The 13,221-nt window shown below is 62.6% G+C and carries 12 protein-coding genes; 3 read left to right on the top strand and 9 right to left on the bottom strand.

The features are described from left to right. Positions 1–19: 19 nt before the first annotated feature. On the bottom strand, positions 20–1,348 hold the full coding sequence (locus Q0687_RS01790) for an ABC transporter substrate-binding protein (protein WP_298871398.1): 1,329 nt from the start codon (positions 1,346–1,348) through the stop codon (positions 20–22). A 188-nt stretch (positions 1,349–1,536) separates the two neighbouring features. Here Q0687_RS01790 and Q0687_RS01795 point away from each other — a divergent pair, with 188 nt between their 5' ends. The 3 genes from Q0687_RS01795 to Q0687_RS01805 all read left to right on the top strand — a co-directional run bounded on the left by Q0687_RS01795 (position 1,537) and on the right by Q0687_RS01805 (position 4,505). Next, positions 1,537–2,274, top strand: a complete 738-nt coding sequence (locus Q0687_RS01795; protein ID WP_298871400.1) for an IclR family transcriptional regulator C-terminal domain-containing protein — start codon at positions 1,537–1,539, stop codon at positions 2,272–2,274. 105 nt (positions 2,275–2,379) lie between these two features. After that, a complete protein-coding gene (locus Q0687_RS01800; protein ID WP_298871402.1) occupies positions 2,380–3,960 on the top strand; it encodes a 4-hydroxyphenylacetate 3-hydroxylase N-terminal domain-containing protein in 1,581 nt (526 codons plus the stop codon). A gap of 59 nt (positions 3,961–4,019) precedes the next feature. Further along, entirely contained in the window at positions 4,020–4,505 is a 486-nt protein-coding gene (locus Q0687_RS01805) for a flavin reductase family protein (protein WP_298871403.1), read from the top strand. A 123-nt stretch (positions 4,506–4,628) separates the two neighbouring features. Here the strand turns inward: Q0687_RS01805 and Q0687_RS01810 are convergent, their stop codons facing one another. From Q0687_RS01810 to Q0687_RS01845, 8 genes are all read right to left on the bottom strand, one after another. Beyond that, positions 4,629–5,366 (bottom strand): ABC transporter ATP-binding protein, encoded by a 738-nt coding sequence (locus Q0687_RS01810; protein WP_298871407.1) that lies wholly within the window; start codon positions 5,364–5,366, stop codon positions 4,629–4,631. Next, the gene (locus Q0687_RS01815) at positions 5,356–6,096 is read right to left on the bottom strand and encodes an ABC transporter ATP-binding protein (protein ID WP_298871409.1); all 741 of its coding nucleotides are present in this window, start codon (positions 6,094–6,096) and stop codon (positions 5,356–5,358) included. Before Q0687_RS01815 ends, Q0687_RS01810 begins: the two co-directional genes overlap by 11 nt. Next, positions 6,093–7,052: a branched-chain amino acid ABC transporter permease gene (locus tag Q0687_RS01820; RefSeq protein WP_298871411.1), complete on the bottom strand. Its 960-nt coding sequence runs from the start codon at positions 7,050–7,052 to the stop codon at positions 6,093–6,095. The genes Q0687_RS01815 and Q0687_RS01820 overlap by 4 nt, the downstream gene beginning before the upstream one ends. Continuing rightward, positions 7,049–7,930: a branched-chain amino acid ABC transporter permease gene (locus Q0687_RS01825; protein WP_298871414.1), complete on the bottom strand. Its 882-nt coding sequence runs from the start codon at positions 7,928–7,930 to the stop codon at positions 7,049–7,051. The genes Q0687_RS01820 and Q0687_RS01825 overlap by 4 nt, the downstream gene beginning before the upstream one ends. 98 nt (positions 7,931–8,028) lie before the next feature. Continuing rightward, positions 8,029–9,312 carry an amino acid ABC transporter substrate-binding protein gene (locus Q0687_RS01830; protein ID WP_298871416.1) on the bottom strand — a complete coding sequence of 428 codons (1,284 nt, stop codon included), beginning with the start codon at positions 9,310–9,312 and terminating at the stop codon, positions 8,029–8,031. A gap of 63 nt (positions 9,313–9,375) precedes the next feature. After that, positions 9,376–11,769, bottom strand: a complete 2,394-nt coding sequence (locus Q0687_RS01835; RefSeq protein WP_298871419.1) for a xanthine dehydrogenase family protein molybdopterin-binding subunit — start codon at positions 11,767–11,769, stop codon at positions 9,376–9,378. Further along, positions 11,766–12,251 (bottom strand): (2Fe-2S)-binding protein, encoded by a 486-nt coding sequence (locus Q0687_RS01840; RefSeq protein ID WP_298871421.1) that lies wholly within the window; start codon positions 12,249–12,251, stop codon positions 11,766–11,768. Before Q0687_RS01840 ends, Q0687_RS01835 begins: the two co-directional genes overlap by 4 nt. Beyond that, a complete protein-coding gene (locus Q0687_RS01845) occupies positions 12,248–13,132 on the bottom strand; it encodes a xanthine dehydrogenase family protein subunit M (protein ID WP_298871424.1) in 885 nt (294 codons plus the stop codon). The genes Q0687_RS01840 and Q0687_RS01845 overlap by 4 nt, the downstream gene beginning before the upstream one ends. Positions 13,133–13,221 lie beyond the last annotated feature (89 nt).

Here is a 13,221-nt window from a genome sequence, read left to right on the forward strand (position 1 = left end):
CGTCAAAGCGCCAGCGCGATCACGCGATGGCCTCCATCTGGCCGCCGACGGGGATCACCGGCGCCGTCTTGTTATCGGTGATGACGATATCATACTTGCCGTCCTTGAACCGCCACTGGCCGCCGACCAGCGGCGTCTTGGCGACATTCTTGGCGGCGAATGGTGGCAGATCTGCGCCGCCCCACTGCACCTTGCCGACGACCGTATCGAGATTGGTCGCTGCAATGGTTGCAGCAATTGCCTTTGGCTCGCGCGCCGGCGTCCGCTTGAGCACATCGACGGCAACTTCGAACAGTGCGTGCGCAAAACCGATTGGCTGCGTCCACTGCTTCTTGGTCGCAGCCTGGTAGGCGGCGGCGAGATCTTTCGCGCTCATGCCTGTGAGCGACGACTTGAAGGGATGGTTCGGCGACCACCAGACCTCCGAAGAGAGATTGTTGCCGTCCTTGCCGAGCGCCTCGACGGCGACGGGGAACAGGATCGCCTTGCCGATGGATGCGACCTTCGGCTTGAAGCCCTGCTGCAACGCCTGCTTCCAGAACGTGGTGAAATCCGGCGGCAGCACCACGCCGGTGACGATCTCGCAATTGGCCGACTTGAATGCACCGATCTGCGCCGAAAAATTGTCGGTGAGATTCTGGTAGCGGCCGGGATCGGTGAGCTTGTAGCCGCCCTTGTCTAGCACCGGCGGGAAGCCGACGACCTTGTCGCCCCAGGCATTGCCGTCGCCGTCGTTCGGAAACAGCCCGCCGACGGATTTGTTGGTCGCAACCTGACTCCACATGTTGGTGAAGACGGCGATGACGTCCTCGAGCCCCCAGAAGAAGTGGTAAGTGTAGTTGAAGCCCTTCCATGCTGGCGGTCCGCCGCCGGGATTGGCCTGGCGGCCGATGAACCAGGGCTGCCACGGCGCAACGGTGGAGATGCAAGGCACCTCCTCGATCTCGCACTGGGTCGAGACCGGGTTGGTGGTCTCCGGCGTCGAAGCCACCAGCATCAGATCGACCTTGTCCTGGACGATCAGGTCCTTGGCAACTTCTGCGGCGCGGTTCGGATTGGATTGGCTGTCCTTGACGACGACCTCGACCGGCACGGTGGCGTTGCCGACCTTGATCCCCGCTTTCGCCGCTTCCTCGAAGTTGGCGATGATGAAATTGTCGGCTTCCGCGAAGGCGGCGAGCGGCCCGGTGAGCGGCGAAACATAGCCGAGCTTGATCGCGCGCGTTTGCGCGATCGCCGGCGACTTCAATCCGACCGACAGCGCGGCGCCGGCCGCGGCGGAGTATTTCAGGAGCGTACGGCGGTCGATGGAATGACGATGAGTCGAGCTGATCTTGTGGCAGGTCATCTGCGCGTCCTCCCCTCTGGATGCGCCGGATTCCCATCGTGGATCGATTGACACACGGGCCGGCGTTCGATATTCGAACATACGTTCGTATGCCGACCAGTGTCTTCCAGAGACCGAAGGGAGTCAACAGCCGCCCGATGACGCAAGCTCCGCAACCCCACAAGGGTGAAGCTGACGACAAAGAATTCATGATGACGCTCGCCAAGGGCCTTGCGGTTCTCTGCGCGTTCGGCCGGCAGCGACCAACCATGACCTTGTCGGAAGCGGCGGAGGTCACCGACCTGTCACGCGCCACAGCGCGCCGCGTGCTGCGCACGCTGACCCAGCTCGGTTATGTCGAACAGGATGGCCGGTCGTTTTCGCTGTCGCCGAAGATTCTCGATCTCGGCTTTGCCTATCTCTCGACCCAAAGCTGGATTGATCGCGCGCTGCCGCTGATGCGCGAGCTCAGCGAGCGGCTCGGCGAATCCTGCTCGGCGGCGATCCTGCAAGGCAATGACATCGTCTATGTCGCGCGCGTCCCGGCCCGCAGAATCATGTCGGCGGCACTGTCGGTTGGCAGCCGCCTGCCGGCGTTGCACACCGCGCTCGGGCGGATCATGTTCGGGTATCTCGACGAGGCCGAGATCTGGCGGCGGCTGAAGTCGCAGCGTATCGAGGCCTACACCCCGCAGACCATCACCGACCTCCAGGCGCTGTTCGATCGCATCCGCGCCGATCGAGCCCAGAGATTCTCAATCATCGACGAAGAGCTCGAGCGCGGCCTGCGCGCCCTCGCCGTCCCGGTGCTCGACCGCAGCGGCCAGGCGGTCGGCGCCATCAATCTGTCGACGCACTCGACGCGCACGACGCGCAACGAAATGCGCGAGCATTTTCTCCCCGAGCTCAATCGCATTGCCGAGCTGCTCTCCGCGATGACTGTGTGATCCGCACCCTCCCCTTGCCAACTGCGAGGGCCAGCCGTATCGTTTCGCCAAGTTCGGAATACGGACACTAGTTCGATAATCGAACATAGATGGGGAGATGATGCGATGGCTGGCAAGGCAGCGGCAATCCCGCCGGAGCACACGGGCAACGTCAAAGTGACGAGGCCGCAGACTGGCGCTGAATACCTGGAGTCGCTGCGCGACGACCGCGCCGTCTACATCTATGGCGAGCGGGTCAAGGACGTCACCACGCACCCGGCCTTCCGTAACACCGCGCGCATGACCGCCCGTCTCTACGACGCGCTGCACGACGACAAGCGCAAGGACAAGCTGTTGCTGCCGACCGACACCGGCAACGGCAGCGTGACGCACGCCTTCTTCAAGGCGCCGAAGTCGATGCAGGATCTGATCGCCGGGCGCGATGCGATCGCCGAATGGGCCAAGATCACCTATGGCTGGATGGGCCGCGCGCCCGACTACAAGGCGGCCTTCCTCGCGACGTTGGGCGCCAACTCCGACTTCTACGATCCGTACCAGGACAACGCAAAGCGCTGGTACAAATTTTCGCAGGAGCGCGTGCCCTTCATCAACCACGCCATCATCCATCCGCCGGTCGATCGCGACCGTCCGCCGAACGAGGTTGCGGATGTCTGCTGCCATGTCGAGAAGGAAACCGACGCCGGCCTGATCGTGTCGGGTGCAAAAGTAGTGGCGACGGGATCGGTGCTGACCAACTACACCTTCGTCGCCCACCACGGCCTGATTCCGCTGCAGGACAAGAAGTTCGCCGCCGTGTTCATGGTCCCGACGAATGCGCCCGGCGTCAAATTCATCTGCCGCACCTCGTATGAGATGAGCGCGAGCGTGATGGGCAGCCCGTTCGACTATCCGATCTCGAGCCGGCTCGACGAGAACGACGCGGTGTTCATCATGGACAAGGTGCTGGTGCCCTGGGAGAACGTGTTCGTTTATGGCGACATCGAGAAGGCCAACAATTTCTTCCCGCGCACCGGCTTTTTACCGCGCTTCGTCGTGCATGGCTGCACGCGGCTTGCGGTCAAGCTCGACTTCATCAGCGGTCTCTTGCTGAAGGCGACGGAGGCCGCCGGCACCAAGGATTATCGCGGCGTGCAGGCCAATGTCGGCGAGGTCATCGCCTGGCGCAATCTGTTCTGGAGCCTGTCGGATGCGATGGTCAGGGATCCCAAGCCGTGGATCGGCGACTATGTGCTGCCGAACATGGATCCGGGCAACGCCTACCAGATCATCGCCACCATGGCCTACACCAAGGTGAAGTACCTGATCGAGCAGACGGTGGCCTCCGGCCTGATCTATCTCAACAGCCATTCCAGCGATTTCAGGAACGCCGAGATCCGCCCCTATCTCGATCGCTACTTGCGCGGCTCCAACGGCTACAAGGCCGAGGAGCGCGTCAAGCTGCTCAAGCTGCTGTGGGACTGCATCGGCAGCGAGTTCGGCGGTCGCCACGAACTCTACGAGATCAACTATGGCGGCTCGACGGAAGAAATCCGCCGCTACTGCCTGTTCGGCGCGCAGGCCTCCGGCAACGCCGACCGCTTCAAGGGTTTTGCCGAAGACTGCATGGCCGAATACGACCTCGACGGCTGGAAGGTGCCTGATCTGACGGACCCTGGCGAGTTGAGCTACCACATGATGAAGAAATGACGGATGCGCCGGAGCGGTACGAAAGCCGCTCCGGCGCCGCGGCAAGGAGCCGTAACGGCATGAACGTGCAGACCATTGATCCCATGCGCTTCCGCTCGGTGATGGGCAGCTTTGCCACCGGCGTCGCCGTAGTCGCGACGGAGTTTGGCGGCGAGCTGTTCGGCGCCACGGTCAACTCGCTTACCTCGGTATCTCTGAAGCCGTGCATGCTGCTGTTCTGCACCAACGAAGGCAGCGCGACGGGCGCGGCGATCCGCAATCGCGGGCTGTTTTCCGTGAACATTCTTGGCCAGCATCAATCCGAAGTGTCCGCCCGCTTCACGGCGAAGCTCAACCACCGTTTCCACGATCTCCCTGTAGCGTTCAGCACCGACGGACTGCCGCTCCTCCAAGGGGCCGCCGCACAGCTCTGCTGCCGGGTCGCGGCGGTCCACAAAGCGGGGGACCACGACATTATCCTGGGCGAGGTGCTCACGGGCGACGAGATGGCGTGCAGTCCGCTCGTCTTTCACAAAGGGACTTACGGTCGCTTCCAGCGTACTTGAAGCTGGATCTTCAACAGCTTTTCACCGCCAACGCGATCCGCGCCAACCGCGCTTTGAAACACTTAACGTTTCGCTCCAATCCATCATGGGAGCCACGGAAAAGCGATAGTCTTTATACTTCAATCACGCGGCACCGCTGAGATAGAGGCGTTTGACGATATCATTGCTCCGCAAATCATCGACTGAAGCGGCCGACACGACGATCTCACCATGGACGATGATATAGCCGCGGCTGGCGATCCGGATCGCCTGATTGAAGTTCTGCTCTGCCATCAGAACCGTCAGGCCGAGATGCTGATTGAGCTCGCCTATCTTGGTGATCGTCTGCGAGACCAGGAGCGGTGAGAGACCCACCGAGGGTTCATCGACCAATAACAGCCGTGGTGACGACATCAGGGCGCGCGCAATCGCCAGCATCTGCTGTTGCCCGCCGGACATGGTGCCCGCCAGTTGCCCCTTCCGCTCCTTCAGGACAGGAAACGTTTCGAAAGCGACCGCCAGATTGCGATCGATACTGCGCCGGGCGGCCTTGCGAAACGCGCCGAGCATCAGGTTCTCCAGCACGGTCAACCGGGGGAACAACCGCCGGCCTTCCGGGACCATCGCTACGCCAAGGTCAACGATGTCTTCCGTCGACAAACGGGAAAGATCGTGCGCTGTTCCGTCAATCGTCAATGAGATGGCGCCACGTTGCGGCCGCACCAGGCCCGCAATGCACTTCATGAGCGTGCTCTTGCCGTTGCCGTTGGTGCCGAGCAAGGCAACGATTTCGCCGGCGTCGACATGGAGCGAGACGCCACGCAACGCTTTCACAGCGCCGTAACCCGCATCGAGGTCATTGATGGCCAGGCTAAGTGCCAAGGTAGGCCTCCTGCACCCGTTTGTCGGCCATGACCTCGGACGGCGTTCCGATCGCGATGATCCGGCCGGCATCAAGGCACATGATACGCTCGGAGAAGCGGATCACCGCCTGCATAATATGCTCGATCATGATGATGGTGATGTCCCGGCTCGCAAGGCTCAACAGCAGGTCCAGCACCTCGTCGACTTCCGAGCTGGAAAGACCTGCCATGGCCTCGTCTGAAATCAGCAGCTTCGGGTGCGTCGCCATCGCACGCGCGAGCTCCATCTTGCGCAATTCCACCTGACTGAGCTGCGTGGCGGAGGCGTTGGCCTTCGACCCAAGCCCCATTTGTTCCAGGATCGACATCATGGTGTCGCGGCGCTGCGTCACCGACACATGCTCGTGCGCGGCGAAGTCGAGTGCGACCATGAGATTTTCGGCAACCGTCATGCTTCGAAACGGCCTCGGAATCTGAAAGCTGCGGGCAATGCCGCGCCGTGTGCGCAGGTGCGGCTGGAGCGGCGTAATGTCCTCATCGCGAAACAGGATGGTGCCAGGTTCGGTGCGAAACGCGCCGGAAATGCAGTTGATCAGTGTGGTCTTGCCCGATCCGTTCGGGCCGATCAGGCCGAACCGCTCGCCGGGCCTGATGTCGACGCTGACACTGTGGAGCGCTGTGAACCCGCCGAAACGCTTCGTGAGCGCGCAAATCCGTAGTAGCGGCGTCTGGGTCTCGGAGAGGGTCATATCTCGCCCTCCTTTCGGTTGCCGCGCAGCTTGTAGATGAGGCCGACGATGCCCTCCGGAGCGCCCACGACGAACAGCACCAACATCAAGCCGAGCACCAGCAGATTAACTTCCGACGAGATCGTGACCGTCAGCACCTGCTGCGTCGTACCGAGCAGGATTGCACCGATGATGGGTCCTGCCCAATGCGCGGTTCCACCGATCAGCGACATCGCCAGCGTCGTGACCGAGTAGTTGAGATTGAACGCCGACCCGGGGTCCGCATATTGCAGGTACATCGCAGCCGGAGCGCCGACCGCACACATCAGCGCACCCGATATGACGCAGGCGAGCAGCTTCAGGCGAAGGGTCGGCACGCCCGTGCACTCGGCCGCGAGTTCGTCGTCGCGGAGCGCCTGCAGGCCGCGGCCAATCCATGAGTGCTGGATGTAGCGCGAGATTGCCACCGCCAGCACCACGAGCAGAGCCTGGACGAAGAATAGCATCTGCACATAGCTGTCGAAGGGCGCCGTCACCTCGGGCCGCTGGATCTGGATACCCGCCGCTCCGCCGACATACCGCCAATTCGTGATCGTCGTCTCGATGACGATCGTCAGCGCAATCGTCGCAATCGAGAAGAAAATGCCTTGCATACGAAGCGTCAAGAGACCAAGGGCCAGCCCCATGAGTGCACCGATCGCAGCGCCAGCCAAAATCTGCAGCGGAAGCGGCGCGCCAAAGGCCTTGACCAGGAAGACCGAGCCATAGACGCCAACGCCGTAAAATGCGCTGGTGCCGAAATTCACATAGCCGGCGTAGCCGCCAAGAATGCTCCAGGCAACCGCAAGCGCGATGAATTGCAGGATGATGTAGCCGGCAAAGAACGGATACTGGTTGTGGACGATTTGAGTCATCGCAAGAGCGGCGATGAGAAACACCGCCGCGCCGACCCAGAAGGTGATGCTGCTGCGCTTCATGATCGCCTGCCAAACAGACCCTGCGGCCGTACGGCGAGAATGCCGAGCAACATCGCAAACGAAATCGCCGGCGCCCAGGAAGCGCCGAACATGGTGAGCACGATCGACTCGGCAACACCGAGAATGATGGCCGCGACGAGCGTTCCGCCCATGCTGCCGAGCCCCGCCATCACCACGACGCAGAATGTGCGTCCGATATAGGCGCGGTCGAGCGTCGGATCGACAGGAGCAACGATGATGAGCAGCGCGCCGGAGATCCCAAGCACGGCGGTGGCGATGCCGAACGCCCATTGCTTGATCTTGACCGGGTTGGTGCCCATCAATCGCAACGCCTCCTCGTCCTGTGCCACCGCACGGATGGCGCGTCCCATGAAGGTCCGTGACAGATACAGCGTCAGCAGGATGGTTAGTGTGGTCGCCACCGCAAAGGCAACCAGAAGCCGGTACGGAATACGGATCTCGCCTAACCGCCACGCCTTGCCGATGTAGTCGGCGGTGACGGAGCGCTGATCGACGCCAAATTGCAGGATGATGAGCACTTCAATGATGAAGGCGATACCGAAGAAGAAGGCGATGCCGCGTACCGCGGCATCGCTTCCTCGCCTCTCGAACGTCTCGTAATACAGTCGGTAGGCAGCCAACCCGAACAGGAAGAAGACCGGCGTGATCAGGAGCCCCGCCAGCAAGGGATCAACGGCATACTGCTCGTTGAGAAAATACACGGCGTAGGATGCCAGCACCAGAAACGCCGGATGCGCCACATGCGGAACGTCGAGCAGTCCGAACGACACCGACAATCCGAGGCTGACCGCGCCATAGAAACAGCCGAGCAGCACCCCGATCACCACCGCATCGAGCAGCAGGTCCAGTGAAAACAAGTGTGGTCCCCCTTGACCCGGCCTGAGCCTTTAGTCCCCGATTTCGGGGATCCCTGCCCGGGACACCCCTTCCCGGGCATCTCCTCGTGATATCCGGCCTATTTCCGCGCAGCCTCGAACGGAGCGACCAGCTCGCCGGACTTCAGATTGTCAGGGAACAGGATCACCTGTTTGCCCGCGCTGCGAAACTGCTCGATGTTCTTGTCCACGACGCCACGGAACTGAGCTTGCAACACCGCCGTTTCCTTACGCTCGCCGTCGGCCGAAAACGCGATCGGACCGACGATGGTGTGGTGCGTGTTTTCGCGCAGATATTTGGCGAGTGCCTTTTGATCCAGCGACCCCACGGCAGCGATGGCCCGCTCGATGAGTTGGCCGCTCGCATAGCCGAACGGCGCTAGATAATAGCCGAGCGGGTCGATCTTCGCTTCCACAGCCCGCTTGGTGTACTTGTCGAAGAACTCCTTGGTCCCCTCGAAGTACATGCTCTTCTCGGGAAGCCAGGTGTTGTAGTTGACAACGCCGTTGAGCAGCGAGCCCATGCTCTCCATCACGGCGCCGAACTGAAGGCCGACCATGCCGCCGCCGAAAACCTTGACGCTGTCGCCGATGCCGATCTCGTTGACGGCGCGCAGGATGCCGGTCGAGTCCGGCGGATAGGATGCGACGTAGACGATATCGGGCTTGGTCGCCTTGAGTGCGCGGATAATGCTGGAAAACTCGACCGTGTTAGGCGGATAGGCCTGGTCGAAAACGATCGGCAGGTTGCGCTTGTTCGCGACTTCGCGCGCGGTCTTCGCCAGATTCTGCGCGAATTCCTGGTCGGCCGAAAGCAGCGCCATGGTTTTGCCGCCGGCCTTCTGGCCGATATCGAGATACGACGTCGCCCAGCTGTCAGCCGGTCCCCACGGCGCATTGTTGAACCACATATCGTGGCCGACCTTGCTGTTGACCTGGAAAGAGAAGTTGCCGATCAGCAGAAGCCCACGCTGTTTGACCATCGGCATGATCGGCGCTGTCGGTACGGTCGCATAGGGCGCGAACAAGAGGTCGACCTTGTCGACATCGATCAGCTTCGAGTAGATGGCCGGCGTCTCCGAAGCGCTCGACTTGTCGTCATAGACCACCAGTTCGATCTTGCGGCCGCCAAGTAGCCCACCTTTGGCGTTGACGTCGTCACGCCAGATCTCGATGCCGAGCAGCGAAGCCTTGCCGCCGCCTGCGAGGCCACCGGTTTGCGGCATGCTCATGCCGATCCTGATCGGAGCCGCTTGCGCCTGCAGCAGGTTTGCACCGAGCGGCGAAGCAGCAATCGCTGCACCTGCGGACGCCAGCAGGCGACGACGCGAGATCGATCCTGGCTTAGACACCTTCTTCGACATTGGCAGCTTCCTCTCTTGTATATTGTTGTTTGCGTGATCGCGTTTGGCCGGCAGCGTCCCTCGTCAGATTTTCCCCAGAGCCGTCAGGATAACCTGCGGTGTCAGGGGAATCTCGGTAATTATTGTATCGAACGGTGTGAGCGCGTCGTTGACCGCGTTAGTCACCGCCGCTGCCGCCCCCGCGGTGCCCGCCTCGCCCGCGCCCTTGGCGCCAAGCTCGGACTCGCGCGTCGGCGAGACCACATGGCCGACGTCGATATCTGGCATTTCGCCAGACATCGGCACCAGATAATCCGCCATGTTGGCGTTGGTCAGCTGCCCACGCTCGTCATAGATGCACTTTTCAAACAGCGCCGCACCAAGGCCCTGCACCACCCCGCCCCTGATCTGCTCATCGACCAGCTGCGGATTGATGATGGTGCCGCAATCCTCGACGACCCAATGCCTGAGCAGCTTGACGAAGCCGGCGTCGGTATCGACTTCGACCCAGGCGGCCTGAACACCGTTGGTGAAGGCGAACGGATATTCGCGCGGTACGAAATGTCTGGTCGCCATCAGTTCGGGCTGGATGCCCGGCGGCAGGGTATCGGGGCGAAAATAGACGATCCGGGCAAGCTCACTCAGCTCGATCCGCGATGCGCCGTCGCCGGAATTCACGATCGCGTTGTTGACGATATCGAGCTCGGCCGCTGTGGACTGCAGGATCACAGCGGCGACGTCGAGAATGTTCTTGCGCAGGATTTTCGTTGCCTGCAGTGCGGCTTCGCCGCCGATGCCGGCGCCGCGCGAGGCCCAGGTGCCGCCACCATAGGGGGTCATCTCGGTATCGCCGAGGACGACCCGGACCCGGTCCATGGAGACGCCGAGGACGCTGCCCACGATCTGGGCCGTGAGCGACTCCGAGCCCTGCCCCTGTTCGGTGATGCTGGTCTGGCAGATCACCGAACCTTGGGCATCCAGCCGTACGGCCACACCATCCTGCGATGAGATTTTTGCACCGCCGACGCCATAGAAGGCTGCGCTGGGGTTGGTTACCTCGATGAAACTGGCGATACCGATACCGCGATGAATGCCCTTCGCGCGCAGCGCCGCCTGCTCGGCCCGTAACGCGTCGTAGTTCATCATCGTCACGAGCTTGTCGAGCGAGGCATGGTGCGACAATTGCTCGAACCGCAGCCCCGACGGCGAGGCGCAGGGGTAAGCGTCGTCGGCGATCAGATTGCGGCGGCGGATCTCCACGGGGTCCATGCCGATCTTCCGGGCTGCGAGATCGACCAGCCCCTCCGTCACCGAACAGGCGACGGGATGGCCAACCGCGCGGTACTGGCACATCACGTTCTTGTTCTGAAACACCACCCGCGCTCGCGCGCGGTAGTTCTTGCTGGTGTAAGGGCCGCCGACAAGGTTGACGACCTGGTTGGCTTCGATCGCGCTGGTGCGCGGATACATCGAATAGGGCCCGATGCCGGTGAGATCGTCGATCTCGAACGCCGTAATGGTGCCGTCGCGCTTGACGCCGATCTTGCCCTTGCAGCGATGGTCGCGGGCGTGGATGTCGGTATTGAAGCTCTCGACCCGGTCGGCAACGAATTTTACCGGCCGGCGCAGCAGCTTTGCCAGCGCATAGGTCGCCATCTCGTCGGCGTAGATATGCACCTTGATGCCAAAGGAGCCGCCAACGTCCTTGCAGACGACGCGAACCTGCGCCTCCCGTAAGCCCAGATGCATGGAGGCGATGTTCTGCACCATATGCGGGGCCTGGGTGCCCTGGTAGATCGTCAGCCGCGCTTCCGCCGAATTCCAGTCGGCAACGACCGAACGTGGCTCCAGCGTCACGCCGGTGTGGCGGCCGAAGATGAAATCAGCCTCGACGACAGCATCTGAACCAGCAAAGGCCTGATCGACGGCGCCCGCATCGTGGACGCGCTCGAAGGCCAGATTGTCGCCGAGCGAGGAATGGATCACCGGCGTCCCGGGATGGAGCGCCGTGCGCATGTCCGTGACGGCTTCGAGCTCCTCATATGCGACCGCGATATGCTCCGCGGCATCTTCGGCCGCCGCACGGCTCGTCGCGACGATGGCGGCAACCGCCTCGCCCTGCCAACACACCCGGTCGACCGCGATCGCCGATTGCGGTGCGGATTTGAGGCCCTTGAGATGCGAGAGCACGCCGACCCAGGGGGTGATGACCGCCGCGAGCTCCTTGCCCGTGACGACCGCGATAACGCCGGGCATCTGCTTTGCGGCGGCGGCATCAATGCTCGAAATCTTCGCATGCGCGTGCGGCGAGCGCAGGAATGCGACATGCGCCATGCGCGGCAGTTCGATGTCGCTGACATAGCTGGCTCGGCCCTGCAGCAGACGGTCGAGGTTCGGGCGCGGCACCGTCTTGCCGATATAGGAGTTCGGCCGGTCCAGCACCGACAACCCATCGGGATTGACGCGGATTGGGCTCATGCCTTCGGCTCCATTCGCGCCCGGGCGGTGGTCTCGACCGCGTCGATGATGGCCTGATAGCCGGTGCAGCGGCAGTAATTGCCCGAGAGATGCTCGCGGATCTCCTCGCGTGCGGGCATCGCCTTCGTCCGCAACAAATCCTGCGCCGCCATCAGCATGGCCGGCGTGCAGAAGCCGCATTGCAGCGCGTTGCGATCGCGAAACGCCGCCTGCAGATCGGCGATCTCGCCGGAATCGGACAAGCCCTCGATGGTCTCGACCGCGGCGCCATCGGCCTGCACCGCCAGCATCAGGCAGGACCGCACGATCTCGCCGCCGACACGCACCGTGCAGGCGCCGCAAACACCGTGCTCGCATCCGACATGCGTGCCCGTGAGTTTGAGGTGGTCGCGCAGGAAATCCGCAAGGTTGAGCCGCGGCAGGACATGGGCCTCGACGCGTTCGCCGTTGACCGTGAGCGAGATTGCCGCTGGAGCCGTCACACATGTCCTCCGATATGGAGGAGATCGGGGCGGTCGAGCAGCGACGCGACGCAGCGTGTCAGCAGCACCTTTGCAAGATGCCGGCGCATGGCCGGTGTCGCCTCCTGATCCTCATGCGGATCGAGCTCGTCTGAAAGCGCGTCAGCGGCTTCCGCAAGCCGCGCAGGCGTCATCGCAGTGCCAAGCAGCTTGCCGGCCGCCTTCGCCAAAACAGGCTTGTCGCCGACGGCGAAATAGCCAAGCCGGAGGTCGGCGAATTCGTCGCCGTCCAGCACGGCTTGCGCGGCGAGCCCCATGATCGCATAGTCGCCGTGCCGCCGCGCAAACTCCTTGAAGAAATGCACCGAGCCCTTGCGGGCGAGCGGCACTTCGACGGCGACCAGCAGGTCCTGCGGCGCGAGCTGCGTCTCATAGATCCCGGTGAAAAACTGTTCAGCGGCAATCCGCCGCTCGCCAGCGGGGCCTCGAACCACGATGGTTGCGTCCAGCGCCAGCATGCAGGCGGGCAGTTCGGATGCCGGATCGGCCTGCGCAAGGCTGCCGCCGATGGTCCCCCGGTTCCGAATCGCGGGATGCGCGATGTGCGCGACCGCGGCGGCGAGCAGCGGCGCGCATTTCACAATGTCGGATGATCCGAGAAGGTCGGCATGCCGGGTCAGCGCGCCGATGACGAGCGTTTCGCCCCTCGCCGTGATTCCTCGCAACTCCGCGAGCCCGCCGATATCGACGATCAATTCGGGCGAAATCAGCCGCAGGTTCATGGCGGGGATCAGGCTTTGCCCGCCCGAAAGCACCCTCGACCTCTCTCCATGCACGGCAAGCAGCTCCAGCGCATTGTCAACGCTGGCCGCGCGTGCGTAAGTGAAAGCCGAGGCTTTCATGCAGGCAGGCTCCTCCCGACCCCTGTTTTTCTGCTTTTGATGGATTAGAGGATGGGACCTTTCAAAGGTCAAGCCGCCCCGACTCCGCG

This window comes from uncultured Bradyrhizobium sp., assembly GCF_936928535.1.
In the GTDB taxonomy this organism is placed as follows: Bacteria; Pseudomonadota; Alphaproteobacteria; order Rhizobiales; family Xanthobacteraceae; genus Bradyrhizobium.

Coding starts and splice junctions, on each gene's coding strand:
- Q0687_RS01830 (WP_298871416.1), bottom strand. CDS start 9,312: ATGTCGAAGAAGGTGTCTAAGCCAGGATCGATCTCGCGTCGTCGCCTG.
- Q0687_RS01815 (WP_298871409.1), bottom strand. CDS start 6,096: ATGACCCTCTCCGAGACCCAGACGCCGCTACTACGGATTTGCGCGCTC.
- Q0687_RS01800 (WP_298871402.1), top strand. CDS start 2,380: ATGGCTGGCAAGGCAGCGGCAATCCCGCCGGAGCACACGGGCAACGTC.
- Q0687_RS01820 (WP_298871411.1), bottom strand. CDS start 7,052: ATGAAGCGCAGCAGCATCACCTTCTGGGTCGGCGCGGCGGTGTTTCTC.
- Q0687_RS01835 (WP_298871419.1), bottom strand. CDS start 11,769: ATGAGCCCAATCCGCGTCAATCCCGATGGGTTGTCGGTGCTGGACCGG.
- Q0687_RS01805 (WP_298871403.1), top strand. CDS start 4,020: ATGAACGTGCAGACCATTGATCCCATGCGCTTCCGCTCGGTGATGGGC.
- Q0687_RS01790 (WP_298871398.1), bottom strand. CDS start 1,348: ATGACCTGCCACAAGATCAGCTCGACTCATCGTCATTCCATCGACCGC.
- Q0687_RS01845 (WP_298871424.1), bottom strand. CDS start 13,132: ATGAAAGCCTCGGCTTTCACTTACGCACGCGCGGCCAGCGTTGACAAT.
- Q0687_RS01795 (WP_298871400.1), top strand. CDS start 1,537: ATGATGACGCTCGCCAAGGGCCTTGCGGTTCTCTGCGCGTTCGGCCGG.